Here is a 16,223-nt window from a genome sequence, read left to right as displayed (position 1 = left end):
GCGCGGCCTCGCCCCTCTTCGTCGTCGGCGACACGGTGAACGGCGGCCTCTACGGCACCTTCCCCGACCTCACCGACCTCGACGGCGGCAACACCAAGTGGAACGTCGACTTCCGCCAGGTCTACGCCACCGTCATCGACAAGTGGCTGCTCTCACCCGGCGCCCACACGCCGATCCTGAACGGCAGCTTCTCCACCCTGGGGTTCCTCACCTGACGCGCATGGACCCGCGCCGCGGCGGTTCCGTGCGCGTACCGGGGACGGCAACCGTGGGCGCGCTCGTCCTCGCGTTCGGGTTCGCCCTCACGCCGATGCCGGCGTTCGCCCTCACGCCGGGCGGCGGCGCGTCGGCCACCGACTGCCTCGCCGAGTTCGGCGGCACGCCCGCGAACCAGCCCGCGGCGCGTCCGCGCGAGATCCGCTGCGTCGACAACGATCCGGCGTGCGACGAGGATCCGACGCTCGGCCTCTGCCAATTCCGCGTCGAGGTCTGCCTGAACGTCACCGATCCCGGGCTCCCGAGCTGCGCGCCGCAGACCCTCGAGAGCTTCTTCGTCGAGAACGAGCAGCCCGACACGAACCCGGAGCACGACTTCGACTTCCAGGCCCTCGAGGACCAGCTGAACTTCCTCGTTCTCCCCGTCGAGGCAACCGACCTGAACGTCTGCGGCGGCGAGATCCAGATGAGCCTCCGGACGCCGATCCAGCCGTCGCGGAGCGGCGGCCGGTGGCGCCGCGGCCGCAAGGCGATCGTGTCGACGCTCACCGCCGATCCGCCGTCCATCCGCGACGACGACAAGCTCAGGATGACCTGCGTTCCCGGGAAGGACACGACGCCCTGCGACGGCATCGCGTCGACCTTCGAGCAGATCCAGCGCCAGATCTTCACCCCGACCTGCGCGATCCCGACCTGCCACAACGTCGCCCAGGGCGAGCACCAGCTCTCGCTCGCCGACGGCGAGGCGTACGCGAGCCTGGTCGGGGTCGGACCCGCGAACTTCGCCGCGGCAAGCGCCGGCCATCTCCGCGTCGACCCCGGGAACCCGGAGAACAGCTTCATCCTGAAGAAGCTCCGCGGCGAGCTCGCCGACGGTGAGGGCGTACAGATGCCCCGCGACCTGAAGCGGCTGCACCATCTCCACATCGAGCTCATCGAAGAGTGGATCGCGGCCGGTGCGCCCGCGACCGGCTTCGTCGCCGCGCTCGGCTGTCACTGATCTGGTCGTCGGAGCGCTGGCGTCCGCCGCCCGTAAGCGTCTAAGGTGCCGCCCGTGGAGGTGGCCGGCATGCGGAGACTGGTCGCGGTGGCGCTCGCGGTCGCGGTCGCGGGATGCGGGTTGCTCCGGAAGCCGGAGCCCGAGGCGGCGGTCGAAACAGCGGCGCCCGTCGCGGCCCCGCCCGCGAAGGAAAGCGCGCTCCCGAGCAAAGGCCAGCCCGTCGCGACGCTGCCGGCGCCGGCGAGCCCCGCACTCGCGCCTCTCCCTCCGTTGGCCGGCACGAGCGGGCTCGACACGGTCGCCATCGAGGAAGCGTCGGGACTCACGGGGGCCGTCATGCCCGACGGCGTCTTCCGCATCACCAAGCCGCGCGGCGACCTCAAGGTCACCCTCGACGGCTTCCCGATCACGCCGCGCATGGGGCTCGCCGGCTGGGTCGCCTTCCGACCGCACGCGAGCGGCGCCATGCTCGTCGGCCTCATGCCGGTTGCGGCCGACGAGCTCCAGGCCGTCGTTTCGGCGCTCGCCAACGCCGGCCTCGAGGCCACGGCGTTGCACGGACATTTCGTCGGCGAGGAGCCGCGCGTGCTTTTCGTGCACTTCGACGGCGTCGGCAATCCCGTGGCGCTCGCTCGCGGCGTCCGCGACGTGCAGGAGGCGATTGTCCGCGTCCGGGCCGCGCGCCCCCAGAAGGCCGCCGCCGCCGAGGCGCGCTCCGACCTCGACGTCGCGCACCTCGATCTCGTGCTCGGCCTCCGCGGCGAACACGAGAACGGCGTCTACCGGGTGGCGATCCCGCGCGCCGACCTGCGCGCCGCCGAGCTCGGCGTCGCGCTCGGCGCGACGATGAGCCCGACGTCGTGGGCGGCGTTCCAGGGCTCGTCGGAGCGGGCGGCGGTCGCGGGCGAGCTCATGCTCGCCCCGAGCGAGCTGCAACCGGTGATCCACGCGCTCCGCCAGTCGCGGATCGGCGTGGTCGGGATCCACGACAACTCGAGCCGCGAGGAGCCTCGTCTGGTGTTCGTGAGCTTCTGGGGGGTCGGACGCCCGGACGCGCTCGCCGCCGGCGTCCGCAAGGCGCTCGACCAGCTGCCGCGCGGCGGGTGACCGACCGCACCCTCCTCCTCGCGAGCGCGTTCGCCCGCGCGCTCGGCGTCGGGATGATCGGGGTGCTGCTCGGCCTGCACCTCGCCGCGGTGCCGCTCGACGTCGCGGCGATCGGCGTCGTCGTCGCCGCCGGCCTCGCGGGCGGCGCGCTCGCGTCGCTCCTGGTGACGCTCGCGGGCGACCGGATCGGGAGACGGCGAACGCTCGTCCTCCTCGCCGTCGCGACCGCCGCCGGCGGCATCGCGCTCGCCTGCGTCGACCACCCCGCGGCTCTCGCGATCGCCGCCTTCCTCGGCATGGCGAACGGCATGGGTCGCGACCGCGGCGCGGCGCTCGTCGTCGAGCAGGCGATCCTCCCCGCGACGACCGACGACGCCGGACGGACGCGGGCCTTCGCCTGGTACAACGTGCTGCAGGACGCCGGCCACGCGCTCGGCAGCGTCGCGGCGGGGCTGCCGGTCCTCCTGGAGCGCGGCGCGGGCCTCGCGCACCCGGCGGCGCTCCGCGCCTCGGTGCTCGCCTACGCGGCGCTCGCCCTCGCCTCGGTCGGCCTCTACCTCGGGCTCTCACCGGCGGTCGAGCACATGGCTCCCGCCCGCCTGCGCGTCTCGCCCGCGACCCGCGGCATCCTCGCCAAGCTCTGCGCTCTCTTCGCGCTCGACGCGCTCGGCGGCGGCTTCCTCACCACCGCCCTCCTCTCGTGGTTCTTCGCGACCCGCTTCGGCGCGAGCGCGGCGACCATCGGCGCCCTCTTCTTCCTGGCCCGGGTCGCGAACGCGCTCTCGCACTTCGGCGCCGCCTGGCTCGCCCGCCGCATCGGTCTCGTGAACACGATGGTCTTCACCCACATCCCCTCGAGCCTGCTGCTGGTCACGGTCGCGATCGCCCCGAGCTTCTGGGTCGCGGCCGTCCTCTTCGTGCTGCGCGAGGGGCTGGTCGAGATGGACGTGCCGACGCGCCAGTCCTACGTGATGGCCGTCGTGGCGCCGCAGGAGCGCACCATCGCGTCGGGCGTGACGAGCCTCGTCCGCCTCGGCGCCTGGGCGGTCGCCCCCTCGTTCGCGGGGCTCTTCCTGGAGCGGGGATCCCTCGCGGCGCCGCTCGTCGCCGGCGCCGCGATGAAGATCACCTACGATCTCCTGCTGTGGCGAGCGTTTCGCGGCGTGCCGCCCCCGGAGGAGCGAGCGGCCTGACCGTCAGGCGCCGAAGCTGCGGGCGAACAGACCCTGGATCGCCGCCCGGCCGTTCTCCTTCACGAAGCGCGTGCCGGTGCCCGTGAAGTGGCGGTGCCGGACCACGGGGTCGGCGGCCTTCTCGAAGGTGTCGCCGGTCCAGCGGAACCAGCCGTTCTTCTCCTGGTCGAAGACGAAGAGCGGCTTGTTGCAGAGCTTCGCGAACTCGGCGCCCCAGCCCGTGCCGCCCTTCACGGTGTCGTCGGGCTGGATGGTGCCGACGACGTAGATCTCCTGGCCGTTGTTCACCTGGTGCCAGATGCACTGCAGCACCTTCTTGAACATGGCGGTGTCGGGATAGCGGCGGTGCATCAGCTTCGAGACGTACGAGAGGCTGACGTCGCCGTGCTCGAGCTCCTCGTGGGTGAGGACGCGGATGCCTCGGCTGCGCGCGTCACGGTGTCCGTCGAAGGTGAAGTTCACCTCCTCGATGGCGTGCCGCTCGGCCGCGGCACCGAACTCGGCCTCCGCGCCGCCCGCGGCGCCGCTGAAGAGTATGCATTCCTCGCGCTTCATGCCGTCGCCCTCCCGCGTGTCGCGTTGTCCCCGATCCCGCCACGGGGGTCAACCGCCAACCGCTGACGGGTGCGCCCCGCGGCCTACCCGCTCGGGACGACCGGTGGTACCGTCGCCGCCGGTGTCGGCGCCCACCCACGCTCTCGAGTTCGACCCCCTCGTCGCCGGTTGGTTCGCCGAGCGCTTCCGTGCGCCGACGCCGCCGCAGACCGAGGGCTGGCGCGCGATCGCCGCCGGACGCGACGTCCTCATCGCCGCGCCGACCGGCTCGGGCAAGACACTCGCCGCGTTCCTGTGGGCGATCGATCGGCTCGTGCGGACGGCGCGCTCCGGCGGGCTCGTCGACGAGACCACCGTCGTCTACGTCTCGCCGCTCAAGGCCCTCGGGAACGACATCCGGAAGAACCTCGAACAACCCCTGGCCGAGATCCGCGCCCGCGCCTTCGCCACGGGAGTCCATCTGCCGGAAGTCCGCGTCGCGGTCCGCACCGGCGACACGCCCCGGAGCGAGCGGCAGGCGATGGTACGGAAGCCGCCGCACGTCCTCATCACGACGCCGGAGTCGCTCTACATCCTGCTGACCGCCGACAAGAGCCGGGCGGCGCTCGCCAGCGCCCGCACCGTCATCGTCGACGAGATCCACGCGGTCGCGGGCGACAAGCGCGGAGCGCACCTCGCGCTGACGCTCGAACGGCTCGACGCGCTCGCCGGGAGGAAGGTGCAGCGCATCGGGCTCTCGGCGACGCAGCATCCGATCGAGCGCGTGGCCGAGCTCCTGGTCGGCGGCGGCCGGCGCACCGCCGCCGGGACCGCCGACTGCGCCATCGTCGACACCGGCCACCGCCGCGCGATGGACCTCGCGGTCGAGACGACCGATCACGAGATCGGCGCGATCGCGAGCTACGAGCTCTGGGCCTCGATCTACGACCGCATCGTCGGCTACGTCGCCACCCACCGCACGACGATCGTGTTCGTGAACACGCGCCGTCTCGTCGAGCGGGTCGCGCACCAGCTGAGCGAACGCCTCGGGGACGACCGGGTCGTCGCGCACCACGGGAGCCTGTCGCGGACGATCCGCCTCGACGCCGAGCAGAAGCTCAAGTCGGGCGCGGTGCCGGTCGTGGTCGCCACGGCCTCGCTCGAGCTCGGCATCGACGTCGGCCACGTGGACCTCGTCTGCCACATCGGCTCGCCCCGTGCGCTCGCGACGCTGCTGCAACGAGTCGGGCGCTCCGGACACTGGCTCGGCAGCGTGCCGAAGGGAATCTTCTTCCCCCTCACGCGCGACGACCTCCTGCAGACCGCAGCCGCCGTCCGCGCCATCCGCGCCAGCGTCCTCGACCGCTTGCGGCTCTCCGAGAGGCCGCTCGACATCCTGGCGCAGCAGATCGTCGCCATCGCGGCCGCCGACGAGATCGGCGAGGACGACCTGTTCGCTCTCGTCCGCCGCGCCCGGCCCTACCGCGACCTCGAGCGCCGCGCCTTCGACGAGGTGCTCGAGATGCTCGCCGAGGGTGTCGCCACCCGCCGCGGCCGGCGCTCCGCCCATCTCCACCGCGACCTCGTGCACCGCCGGGTGCGCGGGCGGCGGGGTGCGCGCCTCGCCGCGATCACCGGCGGCGGGGCCATCCCCGACACCGCCGACTACGACGTCGTCGAAGAGCCGGGCGAAGCGCGGGTCGGCAAGGTCAACGAGGACTTCGCGATCGAGAGCATGCGCGGCGACATCTTCCTCCTCGGCAACCACTCGTGGCGCATCCGCCGGGTCGAGAACGGCACCGTGCGGGTGGAGGACGCCGGCCAGGCGCCGCCGACCATTCCCTTCTGGACCGGCGAGGCTCCGGCCCGGACGCGCGAGCTCTCCGCGGCGGTCTCGGAGCTGCGCGCCGAGCTGGCGGCGCGCATCCCGGACCGCGCCGCGCCCCCGCCCCAGGCGGTGGTCGAGTGGCTCGTCGCCGAGTGCGGCATCGACGCCGCCGGCGCGCTCCAGCTCGCGGCCTACGTCCGCGACACGCTCGCGGTCCTCGGGACGGTGCCGACCTGCGACACGGTGGTCGCCGAGCGCTTCTTCGACGAGAGCGGCGGGATGCAGCTCGTCATCCACGCGCCCTTCGGCGGGGCCATCAACCGCGCCTGGGGCCTCGCGCTTCGCAAGCGCTTCTGCGTCTCCTTCGACTTCGAGCTGCAGGCGGCCGCGACCGACGACGGCATCGTGCTCTCGCTCGGCGAGCAGCACAGCTTCCCGCTCGCCAACGTCTTCGCGATGGCGCGGCTCGCGACCCTCGAGCACGACCTCGTCCAGGCGACGCTCCAGGCGCCGATGTTCGGAACGCGGTGGCGCTGGAACGCGACGCGCGCGCTCGCGCTGCTCCGCCACAGCGGCGGGAGACGCGTCCCGATGAACATCCAGCGCATGCGCGCCGACGACCTGCTGGCGGCGGTCTTCCCGATGCAAGCGGCGTGCGGCGACAATCATGCCGGTCCGATCGAGCCGCCGAAGCACCCGCTCGTCGACGAGACGATCGCCAACTGCCTCTACGAGGCCATGGACACCGACGGTCTGCGCGAGGTGCTGGAGCGGATCGCGCGCGGCGAGATCCGGACCGTCGCCGTCGAGACGCCGGCACCCTCGGTCATGGCGCACGAGATCCTGAACGCCAACCCGTACGCCTTCCTCGACGACGCGCCCCTCGAAGAACGACGCGCCCGCGCGGTGGCGCTTCGCCGCGCCGATCCCGCCATCGCGGCCGGGATCGGCGCGCTCGACGCCGAGGCGATCGCGGCGGTACGCGGTCAGGCCTGGCCCGACGCACGACACGCCGACGAGCTCCACGACGCGCTGCTGACGCTCGTCTGGCTCCCCGCCGACGCGCTCGGCCCATGGGCGCCCTGGGCGGATGAGCTCGTGCTCCGCGAGCGCGCCGCCTGGGCCGCGTGGGAGTACGCCGGCACGCCGAGGCGCGCGCTCGTCGCCGCCGAGCGCCTCGCCCTGGCGCGCGCCCTCGTCCCCACGCTGACGCTCGCCCCCGCCCTCGTCGCGCCCGCCCTCGCCCCCCAGGCATGCGACGGCGAGGCCGCGGCGGTCGCGCTGGTGCGCGGCTGGCTCGAGTGTCTCGGGCCGACGACGATCGACGACCTCGCGGCGCGGCTCGGAGTCGCGCCGACCGTGATCGGCGCCGCCATGGCGCGGCTCGAGGGCGAGGGCGTCGCGCTCCAGGGACGCTTCACGCCGGGAGCGCCCGGCGACGAGTGGTGCGAGCGCCGCCTCCTCGCCCGCATCCATCACCTCACGCTCGGCCGCCTGCGGCGCGAGATCGACCCGGTCTCGGCGGCGGACTTCATGCGCTTCCTCTTCCGATGGCAACACGTGCTTCCCGAGACACGCCTGCACGGTCGCGACGGGCTCGTCGCAGTCATCGCGCAGCTGCACGGGATCGAGCTCCCCGCGCCGGCATGGGAGCGCACCGTCCTCCCCGCGCGAGTGGCCGCGTACGAGCCGGGGCTCCTCGACGACCTCTGCCTCTCGGGCATCGCCGCCTGGGGACGCTTCTCCGCACCGGGCGACGGCGACACCACCAGCGACCCGGCGGTGGAGCACGCCGCCGTCGGCGCCCGGCGCCGTGTCGCGACCAGGCGCGCCGGGACGCCCGCCCCCGAGCCCGCGCAACGGCGGCGCCTCGCGCCGACTCGGGCCGCACCGCTCGCGCTCGCGCTCCGCGCCGATCTCGACACCCTCCGTACGGCGCGGCCCGATCCCGACAGCCCGCGCCTCTCGCCGGCGGCGCGCGACGTCGCGGCGTTCCTCGCCGCCGAGGGCGCCTCGTTCACCGCCGACATCGCCGCCGCGACCGGACTCCTCCCGAGCACGACCGAAGAAGCGCTCTGGGAGCTGGTGGTGCGCGGCATCGTCAGCGGCGACGGCTTCGCCGGCCTCCGCCGCCTGATCGCGCCCGAGGAGCGACCGCGCCCCGAGCGCCGTCTGCGCGCCCTCCACGGCGGACGCGCGGCGCGCCGCCCGCTCCCGGCCGGCCGCTGGGCGCTGCTCGCGGGCAAGCGCGACGCGCTTCCCGCCGCGGCGCGCGTCGAGGCCGCGGCCCGTCAGTTCCTGGCGCGCTACGGGGTCGTGCTCCGCGAGCTCCTCGCGCGCGAAGCGCTCATGCCGCCCTGGCGCGAGCTGCTCGCCGTCCTCCGCCGCCTGGAGGCGCGCGGCGAGATCCGCGGCGGCCGCTTCGTTGCCGGCTTCGTCGGCGAGCAGTTCGCGCTGCCGGACGCCGTCGAGGCGCTCCGCGACACGCGCCGGCGCATCGGCGACGCCGAGATCCTCCTCGTCGCGGCCGCCGACCCCCTGAACCTCGTCGGCATCGTCACGCCGGGCGCGCGCATCTCGCCCCTCTCGGGACAGGTGATCGCCTGGGAGCGCGGCGTGCCGATCGACAGCGGCGATCTCGGCGCCGTCCGCCATCGCCTGCGTGATCGCGGCCTGGCGGCTTCCGGCGCATGAGCGCCCCGCGCCGGCGCGCGGCGCCGGCTGCCGGGCCACCGACGCCCCCCGCCGCGCCCGTGTGGCGCCGGGCCCCGACCCCGGCGGTCGCGAGCCTTCTCGTCTTCGCGCTCGCGGTCGTGGCCTTCGCCAACACCTTCGGACACGGCTTCGTCTGGGACGACACGGTGCTCCTCGACCAGAAGGTGCGCTTCTACGCCGGCTGGCTCGACGCCTGGCGCGAGCCTCCCGGGCTCCCGAACATGCGCATGTACCGCCCGCTCGAGCTCATGACGCTGTGGATCGACCACCGCCTGTGGACCACGAGCACCGGCTTCCACGTCACGCAGGTGCTGCTCCATGCGGTGAACGGCGTCCTCGTGCTCCGCCTCGCGGGCGTCCTCGGCGTAGCGCCCTGGGCGGCGCTCGCGGCGGCCGCGCTCTTCGCCGTCCATCCCGTCCAGGTCGAGTCGGTCGCCTGGCTCACGTGCCGCGCCGACGTGCTGACCGGCACCTTCGCGATGCTCGCCGTACTCGCCTTCCTGCGCGGCCAGGCGACGCCCGCATGGTGGGTCGCGCCGGCCGTCGCGGCGGCGTCCTTCCTCGCGACCGCCGCCAAGGAGACCGGCAGCGTGACGCCCGCGCTCCTCGTCGCCGCGCTCGCCGTCGTCCCGCGCCCGGAGGCGCCGATCGCGGGACGACTCCGGCGCGCGTGGCCCGCGCTCGCCGCGAGCCTCGTCGGGGTCGTGCTCTGTCAAGCCCTCCGTCCTCCCGACGTCACGACCGGCATCGGCCGGCACGCCCTCCGCTGGCAGGATCTCGTGAACCTCGCCGGGGCCTTCGGCTACCAGATCGGCCGCGTCGTGGCCCCGGTCGAGTTCGCGCCTTACGTCCCGACCACGCCCACCGACGCGGGCCACCTCGCGCTCGCCGCCCTCGGCGCCCTCGGGATCGCCGCGCTCGTCCTGCACCCGTGCCGCGACGGCGTCCGACGGCTCGGTGCCCTCTGGTTCGTGATCGCGGTCGCGCCGGCGGTCGCCGTCGTGCTCGCGGACTTCTCCGTCACCCCGGTCGCCGAACGCCGCCTCTATCTCGGCATGGTCGGCGTCGCGCTCCTGGTGGCGAGCGGGCTCCACGGGCACCGCGCGCTCGCGGCCGCGACGCCCGCCGTCGCGGTCGTGCTGACCGCGCTCTTCGCCACGACCGTGGCTCGCAACCGCCACTGGCGCGACCAGCTCACGCTCTGGTCGGCGGTGACGGCCGGAGCGCCCCACGACGCGCTCCCCTACATGAACCTCGGCCTCGCGCTCGCCGCCGCCGGCCGCGCGACCGAGGCCGAGGCCGCCTACCGGCACGCGCTCGAGCTCCACCCGGGCGAGATCACCCGCCAGCGCACGTGCATCAACCTCGGGCTCGTCCTCGTCGAGCGTGGCGCCGACGCCGAGGCCGAGGATCTCTTCACGCGCGCGAACGAGATCGGCGGGCACGCGATCGCCTACCGCGGGCTCGCCATGATCGCGCGCCGCCGCGGGCAGGCCGCCCGCCGCGCCGGCGACCTCGCGGGCGCCGAGCGGGAGCTCGACCGCGCCCTCGACGCGGTGCAGCGGGCCCTCGCCATCAACCCGCGCTACCCGCAGGGCCACGCCACGCTCGCGGGGATCCTGTACGACGCGGGCCGATACCGCGAGGCCCACGCGCAGTATCAGCGCGCCGCCGCGCTCGCGGGCGACGACGCCGTCGGACGCGACGCGACTGAAAACGCCCGCCAGCTCGGCGACTGGCTGGCGGCCCACCCCGAGGCGCGCTGAGCCCGGTGCGGCGCCCGAACCGACGCTCGGAGGGATCTGCACGGATAGTGCCTCGGTCCGATCTCGCACCGGAGCCTCGGTCTGGCGCGAGCCTGCCTGCGGTGGCGACGCTGTCTCGCACCGCGTGTCGTCCTGCTGCCGGTAGTATCGGTCCGGCGCGAGCCGTCTGCCTCGGTGACGACGGTGGGTGGGTCCGGGATGCCGCCTACGGTCGCCGGGTGGCAGAACCCCGGCGACCGTAGAAACCCGCCCCGATCCGCCCGCCTGCTGCCACCGCCTCCGAATGACGCCGTAGGCGCGAGAATCGGACCGAGGCGCTACGCGCGCACACCGCAACTGCGGCCCTACGCGACGGCCGCGGCATTGGCTCAGACGTGGTTCCGGAGCATCAGCTCCTCCGGGTGCGGCTCGAGGTAGGTCTGCCCCTGCAGGGAGGCCACCCCGTGCTTCTCGACGTGATGGCGCAGCAGGGTGAGCGGCACCACGAGCGGCGCCAGGAACCGGCGATACTCGTCGATCGCCCTCGCGAGCGCGCGGCGATCGGCGGCGTCGAGATGCTCGCGGCAGAACCCGGCCAGGCGCCGGAGCACGTGCACCTGCTTGGTGGTCGTCGCGGGGACGGCGAGCGCTGCCATGAACGCGGCTCCGTAGGACGCGACAAGCGCCCCCGGCCGCCGGCGCTTCCGTTCCCCGACCAACCGATCGAGCGCCCGATAGTGCATCGGGCTGTGCGCCAGGAGCTGGTGCTCGTGGACGGCATGGAACGCCGTGAGCGCCGCGCGGGTCGGCGACGCCGCGAGCGCCTGCCAACGCCGGTACGCGAAGACGCGCTCGATGAACGTCTCGCGGAGCACGGGGTCGCCGAGGCGGCCCTCCTCCTCGATCGGCACGAGCGGCAGCGCCTCCACGAACGCGGCCGTGAAGAGGCCGCGTCCCCGGCGCGAGGGCGCGCCGCGCCCGCCGTAGACCCGGACGCGCTCCATGCCGCAGCTCGGCGAGGCTCGCTTGCAGACGTAGCCGTGCAGGCCGAGCCCGGCGAGCTGGCGCACGCGGGCAGCCGCGAAGCGCCGCATGGCGCGCGTGTGGTCCCGCGTCGTGCGCACGCCGACCATGCGGGGCGCCTCCACGTCCCCTGCGAGGCGGACGGCCTCGCGCGGCACCCCCATGCCCACCTCGAGCTCGGGGCAGACGGGCACCCACTCGACGTAGCGCCCGAGCACGTCGGTCAGGAAGCGGTCGTGCTTGTGGCCGCCGTCGAACCGCACCTGCTCGCCGAGCAGGCAGGTGCTGACCCCGAGCCGCAGCCGATCGTTGTCTGGGGGCGATCCGGATGACATGTCGGCCGGAGAGTAACGGGGCGCCCCGCGGCGAGCCAGACGCGCGCGTCCCGGCAATTGTCTTTCCCGACGACCTCGGCCATCATGCGCGGCTAAATTCCAGGAGGAGGAGTTTCGCATGCATCGTTTCATTCTGCTCGCCGTCGCCATCTCCGTCGCCGCTTGCTCGAAGACGCCGACCACCGCGACGGCCACCTTCGAACCCAAGAGCGGCACACAGGTGACCGGCACCGCCACCTTCGACGAGGCCGAAGGCTCGACGACCATCACCATCTCGGCGAAAGCCCTGACTCCCGGGAAGAAGCACGCGATCGCCGTCCACGAGAAGGGCGATTGCACGGGGTCCAACGCGGCCGCCGTCGGGCACCGGCTTCAGCCGGGCGGCGACCACGACGCCGGCCTCCTCGGCGAGATCACGCCCGGCGCGGACGGCATGGGCACGCTCAAGGTCTCGTCGACCAAACTGACCGTCAAGCCCGGCGACGCCTCGGTCATCGGCAAGTCGATCGTCATCAGCAGCGACCCGCCGAATCCGGGCTCGCTCGTGACCTTCGGCATCATCTCCTGCGGCGTCATCGAAGCCGCGAAGTAATGCCGGCGCACGATCTCACCGGCCGCGATCGCGGCCGGTGAGATAATCGCCGAGCGTGTGCGTCGTGTGCTCGGCTTCGTGGCAGTAGAGGCACAGATTCTCCCAGTTGCTGCCGTCGGGAGGGTTGCGCTCGTGGTTTCCGTCCTTGTGGTGGACGGTCAGGAGGTGGAGACTCTCGGCTTCGAACTCGCGCGCGCAGCGCGCGCAGATCCAGCCGTGGAGCGCGAGCGAGCGCTCGCGATAGCCGTGGGCGCGAGCGGCGCGTGCCGCCTTCGCCTCCGCCACGAGCGCGTCGAGCTTCCCCGTCCCAGCGCCTCCCGGCGCGGCGGTCCCGGGGCGACGCCGCTGCCGCGGACGGAACGAACGCGTCGCCATCACATCCTCCACTACAGCCGCAGGACCGACGCGAGTTCGTCGGAGGCGAAGCGGATGCCGACGTAGAACGGGCCGAAGACGCCGTAGATCGCGCTGCCCTCGTCGAACCGCATCTCGTAGACGACGTCGCGCACCGCCTTCAGGTCGCCCGCGAAGAGCGTGACGCCCCATTCCCAGTCGTCGACGCCGGTCGCGGTCGTGATGAGCTGGGTCAGCCGGCTCGCGTACTTCCGACCGGACTCGCCGTGCCCCTGCATCAGCTTCTTGCGGTGTTCGAACGGCAGCGCGTACCAGTTGTGCTTCTCGCCGCGCGCCTTCGCCATCGGGTAGAAGCAGACGATCGGGAAGTTGTCGGGGAGCTTCGGGTGCAGACGAGCCTCGACGTAGTGGGTCATACGCTTGCGGAACGTCGCCATCTTGCTCGCGAAGTCGGGCGACGTCGGATCGACCTGCTGATCGTCGATCAGGACGCGCGACCAGTCGGCGTCGGTGCTGAGGTACTCGCTCACCTCCGACAGCGAGAGGAAGGAGTACACCGGCGCGAGGCAGGCCCCGAGCGCGGTCGCGGCAAGCTCCTGGGCGAGCTGCTGATGGCGCCAGAGATCGGGATGGACCGCCACGAAGCCGAGGTCGGCCTTGCCGATCATCGCGAGCGGGACGAGCTGCATCCCCTCCTCGGTCTCCACCCGCGCCACCCACGCGCGCGCTTCGTCGATCGCCGCGCGCCGCGCGTCGCCGTCGAGGCCGCGCCAACGCAGGCGATCGATCCGATAGAACCAGTGCGACACGGGCCAGCCGACGGATGGAACGAGAGGAGTGGCCATCGCACGGATTCTAGGGAGCCCGTCGCGAAGGGTCAATTGAACGCGCGCCGCGCGTGACGTAAGCCTCCGCCCCGATGATCCTGCCGGTCCTGGCCTCGATCTTCCTCTCGGTCCTCGCCGCCGCCTACCTCCTCTACGGCCGCTTCGTCGCCTCGCGGTACGGGCTCGACGACCGCGTGACGACGCCGGCGGTCGCCCTCGAGGACGGCACCGACTACGTGCCGACCTCCCCCGTGTACCTGATGCCGCAGCACTTCAGCGCGATCGCCGCCGCGGGTCCGATCGTGGGGCCGATCGTCGCCTGCGAGCAGTTCGGCTGGCTCCCCTGCCTGCTGTGGATCCTCGGCGGCGTCGTCTTCATCGGCGCGGTCCACGACTTCAGCGCCCTCGTCGCGAGCGTCCGCCACCGCGCCTCGTCGGTCGCCGAGATCATCCGGGAGAACCTGAGCCGGCGCGCATGGGTGAGCGTGATGCTCTTCATCTGGCTCGCGCTCGTGTACGTGATCGTCGCGTTCACCGACGTCACCGCCGGGACCTTCCTCGGCCGCATCGAGGAGCTCGACGGAGTCGCCGTCGGCTTCGACGCGGGCGGCGCGGTCGCCTTCGCGAGCACCGCGTACCTCCTGCTGAGCGTGGCGATGGGGCTCGCGCAGCGGTGGTGGAACCCGCCGCTCGCGCTGCTCACGGCGGTGTTCGTGCCGGCGACCCTCGGCGTGGTGTGGCTCGGGACGCAGTGCTCGGATCTGCTCGCGCTCGGCGTCACCAACCCGCACAAAGCCTGGGGCATGATCCTCCTCGGCTACTGTCTCGTCGCCTCGCTGCTGCCGGTCTCGCTGCTGCTCCAGCCGCGCGGCTACCTCGGCGGCTTCGTGCTCTACCTCGTGCTCACCGTCGGCACGATCGGGATCTTCTTCGGCGACGCCGCCATCCGCCAGCCCGCGTTCAAGGGCTTCGAGGTCGGCGGCGCCACGGGCCTCCTCTTCCCGTTCCTTTTCGTCACGATCGCGTGCGGCGCGTGCAGCGGCTTCCACGGACTCGTCTGCGGCGGCACGACGGCGAAGCAGATCGCCAAGGAGAGCGACTGCCGCCCGGTCGGCTACGGCGCGATGCTGCTCGAGTCCTTCGTCGCCTTGATCGCGCTGGTCACGATCATGATCGCCGCCCCGGGCGGTCCGAAGGCGCCCGCTGGCGCCACCTACGGGCGCGGCATCGGCCAGTTCGCCAGCGTCGTGCTCGGGAAGGAGCACCTCCTCTTCGCCACCGTCTTCGGGTCGATGGCCTTCTCGACCTTCGTCTTCGACACCCTCGACGTCGCGACCCGCCTCGGGCGCTACATCATTCAAGAGCTCTTCGACTGGCGGACGCGCGCCGGCGCCGTCGTGGGGACGCTCGCGACCATCGGCGCCCCGCTCCTCTTCATCGCGACCGCCGACGCTCCCCTGCCCGGCCGGCCGCCGACGTACATGGCGTTCTGGACGCTCTTCGGCACATCGAACCAGCTGCTCGCCGCGCTCACGCTCCTCGGCGTCACCGTGTGGCGGAAGCGGCTCGGAAAGCCCGTCTGGTTCACCTGCGTCCCGATGCTCTTCGTGCTCACGATTACGGTCTGGGCGCTCGTCCTGCAGGCCGGGGCCGCCTTCGCCGCGGTGCGCGACCCGGACGGCGCCTGGAACCCGCTGCAGCTCGTGAACGGCATCGTGGCCGTCACGCTCCTCGGCCTCGCCGCCTCGGTGGTCGCCGAGGCCGTCGCGGCCCTGCGCCGCGAGCGCTCTCGCGCGCCACACGGCCGCCGCGATGGACGACGCGACGCCGGTGGGCAAGATTCGCCTGCGCACGGAGGACCACGCTGATGAACGAGACGATCGCCGGCTTCTTCCCCCCCCACGAGGTCCACGTCGGCCGCGACCTCGGCGGCCGCGCCACGACCCTCACGGATGACGACGTCGCGCGCTACGAGGCGGGCGTCGGCGGACCGACGTCCCGCCTCGCGCTCGCCTCGGGCGCCGTCGCCTCGCCCGCCCTCCTCTTCCACTCCGAGGTCTATCGCAGCCTCGCCTGGTACCTGCCGAACATTTTCGGCAATCTGCACGCGCGCCAGGAGTGGCAGCTCTTCGCGCCGCTCACGGTCGGCGGCGTCGTCCGCACCCGCTCCACCGTCGTCGAGCGTTACGTCAAACGCACCCGCGAGTACGTCGTGAACGAGGTGCTGCTCACCGACGACGCCGGTCGCTGGCTGCAGCGGAGCCGCACCCACCAGAGCTTCCTCGTCGAGGAGGAGCGCCGCGGCCTCGTCGTCGACCGCGAGCGCGAGAAGCGCGCCGACCGCCAGTTCGCCATCGGCGAGGGGCCGGGCGCGTCGCTCCCGCCCCTCACCCGCACCATCACGCTGGCGATGTGCGAGGCCTTCTCCGGACCCGAGAAGAACTACCACACCGATCGCGAAGCGGCCCGGATGCTCGGGTTCCCGGACGTCGTCGTCCAGGGGATGTGGTCCATCTGCCTCGTCTCCGAGCTCATGACCGCCGCCTTCGGGCTTGCCTGGCAGGTCGGCGGCGGGCTCGACGTCCGCCTCGTCAACGTCATCTGGGCCGAGGACACGGTGACGGCTCATGGCAAGGTGCGCGAGGAGGTCGCCGAGGGAGCGAAGCGCCGCGTTCACGTGGACGTCTGGTGCGAGAAGGCGGACGGCACGAAGGCGACCGTCGGCACCGCGAGCGTCCTCCAGTAACACCCGCG

Annotated in this window: 13 protein-coding genes; 9 read left to right on the top strand and 4 right to left on the bottom strand. The window is 73.1% G+C overall.

Going from position 1 to position 16,223, the window contains the following annotated elements; translation table 11 throughout:
• The 4 genes from IT293_00650 to IT293_00635 form a co-directional block, all read left to right on the top strand.
• On the top strand, window positions 1–215 hold a 215-nt coding region (locus IT293_00650; protein ID MCC6763146.1), incomplete at its 5' end, for a transcriptional initiation protein Tat.
• A 53-nt stretch (window positions 216–268) separates the two neighbouring features.
• Window positions 269–1,216 (top strand): hypothetical protein, encoded by a 948-nt coding sequence (locus IT293_00645; protein ID MCC6763145.1) that lies wholly within the window; start codon window positions 269–271, stop codon window positions 1,214–1,216.
• Between the two features lie 69 nt (window positions 1,217–1,285).
• Complete coding sequence (locus IT293_00640) at window positions 1,286–2,323, top strand: DUF1259 domain-containing protein (protein MCC6763144.1); 1,038 nt, start codon at window positions 1,286–1,288, stop codon at window positions 2,321–2,323.
• Window positions 2,320–3,516 carry an MFS transporter gene (locus tag IT293_00635; GenBank protein ID MCC6763143.1) on the top strand — a complete coding sequence of 399 codons (1,197 nt, stop codon included), beginning with the start codon at window positions 2,320–2,322 and terminating at the stop codon, window positions 3,514–3,516. Before IT293_00640 ends, IT293_00635 begins: the two co-directional genes overlap by 4 nt.
• Before the next feature lie 3 nt (window positions 3,517–3,519).
• Here the strand turns inward: IT293_00635 and IT293_00630 are convergent, their stop codons facing one another.
• Entirely contained in the window at window positions 3,520–4,071 is a 552-nt protein-coding gene (locus IT293_00630; protein MCC6763142.1) for a hypothetical protein, read from the bottom strand.
• Here IT293_00630 and IT293_00625 point away from each other — a divergent pair.
• Together IT293_00625 and IT293_00620 are read left to right on the top strand one after the other, a co-directional pair.
• Window positions 4,070–8,572, top strand: coding sequence for a DEAD/DEAH box helicase (locus IT293_00625; GenBank protein MCC6763141.1), 4,503 nt, complete (start codon window positions 4,070–4,072; stop codon window positions 8,570–8,572). The genes IT293_00630 and IT293_00625 overlap by 2 nt on opposite strands.
• Complete coding sequence (locus IT293_00620) at window positions 8,569–10,359, top strand: tetratricopeptide repeat protein (protein MCC6763140.1); 1,791 nt, start codon at window positions 8,569–8,571, stop codon at window positions 10,357–10,359. The genes IT293_00625 and IT293_00620 overlap by 4 nt, the downstream gene beginning before the upstream one ends.
• A gap of 368 nt (window positions 10,360–10,727) precedes the next feature.
• Here the strand turns inward: IT293_00620 and IT293_00615 are convergent, their stop codons facing one another.
• Entirely contained in the window at window positions 10,728–11,696 is a 969-nt protein-coding gene (locus tag IT293_00615) for a DUF1722 domain-containing protein (protein MCC6763139.1), read from the bottom strand.
• 118 nt (window positions 11,697–11,814) lie between these two features.
• Here IT293_00615 and IT293_00610 point away from each other — a divergent pair, with 118 nt between their 5' ends.
• Entirely contained in the window at window positions 11,815–12,288 is a 474-nt protein-coding gene (locus tag IT293_00610) for a superoxide dismutase family protein (GenBank protein MCC6763138.1), read from the top strand.
• A 15-nt stretch (window positions 12,289–12,303) separates the two neighbouring features.
• On the opposite strand, the gene IT293_00605 is transcribed toward IT293_00610, so the two are convergent.
• Both IT293_00605 and IT293_00600 read right to left on the bottom strand, forming a co-directional pair.
• Window positions 12,304–12,663, bottom strand: coding sequence for an HNH nuclease family protein (locus tag IT293_00605; protein ID MCC6763137.1), 360 nt, complete (start codon window positions 12,661–12,663; stop codon window positions 12,304–12,306).
• 11 nt (window positions 12,664–12,674) lie between these two features.
• Window positions 12,675–13,487 (bottom strand): chlorite dismutase family protein, encoded by an 813-nt coding sequence (locus IT293_00600; GenBank protein MCC6763136.1) that lies wholly within the window; start codon window positions 13,485–13,487, stop codon window positions 12,675–12,677.
• A gap of 74 nt (window positions 13,488–13,561) precedes the next feature.
• Between IT293_00600 and IT293_00595 the strand changes: the two genes are divergently transcribed.
• Window positions 13,562–15,337, top strand: coding sequence for a carbon starvation protein A (locus tag IT293_00595; GenBank protein ID MCC6763135.1), 1,776 nt, complete (start codon window positions 13,562–13,564; stop codon window positions 15,335–15,337).
• Window positions 15,337–16,215 carry a MaoC family dehydratase gene (locus IT293_00590; GenBank protein ID MCC6763134.1) on the top strand — a complete coding sequence of 293 codons (879 nt, stop codon included), beginning with the start codon at window positions 15,337–15,339 and terminating at the stop codon, window positions 16,213–16,215. Before IT293_00595 ends, IT293_00590 begins: the two co-directional genes overlap by 1 nt.
• Window positions 16,216–16,223 lie beyond the last annotated feature (8 nt).

Source organism: Deltaproteobacteria bacterium (assembly GCA_020848745.1).
GTDB lineage: Bacteria > Desulfobacterota > Binatia > UTPRO1 > UTPRO1 > UTPRO1.
This window is presented reverse-complemented; position numbering and strand designations above follow the sequence as displayed.

What these genes read in the sequence shown, in the direction of transcription:
- IT293_00640 (MCC6763144.1), top strand. Translation starts at nt 1,286, where the DNA reads ATGCGGAGACTGGTCGCGGTGGCGCTCGCGGTCGCGGTCGCGGGATGC.
- IT293_00625 (MCC6763141.1), top strand. Translation starts at nt 4,070, where the DNA reads ATGCCGTCGCCCTCCCGCGTGTCGCGTTGTCCCCGATCCCGCCACGGG.
- IT293_00630 (MCC6763142.1), bottom strand. Translation starts at nt 4,071, where the DNA reads ATGAAGCGCGAGGAATGCATACTCTTCAGCGGCGCCGCGGGCGGCGCG.
- IT293_00620 (MCC6763140.1), top strand. Translation starts at nt 8,569, where the DNA reads ATGAGCGCCCCGCGCCGGCGCGCGGCGCCGGCTGCCGGGCCACCGACG.
- IT293_00615 (MCC6763139.1), bottom strand. Translation starts at nt 11,696, where the DNA reads ATGTCATCCGGATCGCCCCCAGACAACGATCGGCTGCGGCTCGGGGTC.
- IT293_00610 (MCC6763138.1), top strand. Translation starts at nt 11,815, where the DNA reads ATGCATCGTTTCATTCTGCTCGCCGTCGCCATCTCCGTCGCCGCTTGC.
- IT293_00605 (MCC6763137.1), bottom strand. Translation starts at nt 12,663, where the DNA reads ATGGCGACGCGTTCGTTCCGTCCGCGGCAGCGGCGTCGCCCCGGGACC.
- IT293_00600 (MCC6763136.1), bottom strand. Translation starts at nt 13,487, where the DNA reads ATGGCCACTCCTCTCGTTCCATCCGTCGGCTGGCCCGTGTCGCACTGG.
- IT293_00595 (MCC6763135.1), top strand. Translation starts at nt 13,562, where the DNA reads ATGATCCTGCCGGTCCTGGCCTCGATCTTCCTCTCGGTCCTCGCCGCC.
- IT293_00590 (MCC6763134.1), top strand. Translation starts at nt 15,337, where the DNA reads ATGAACGAGACGATCGCCGGCTTCTTCCCCCCCCACGAGGTCCACGTC.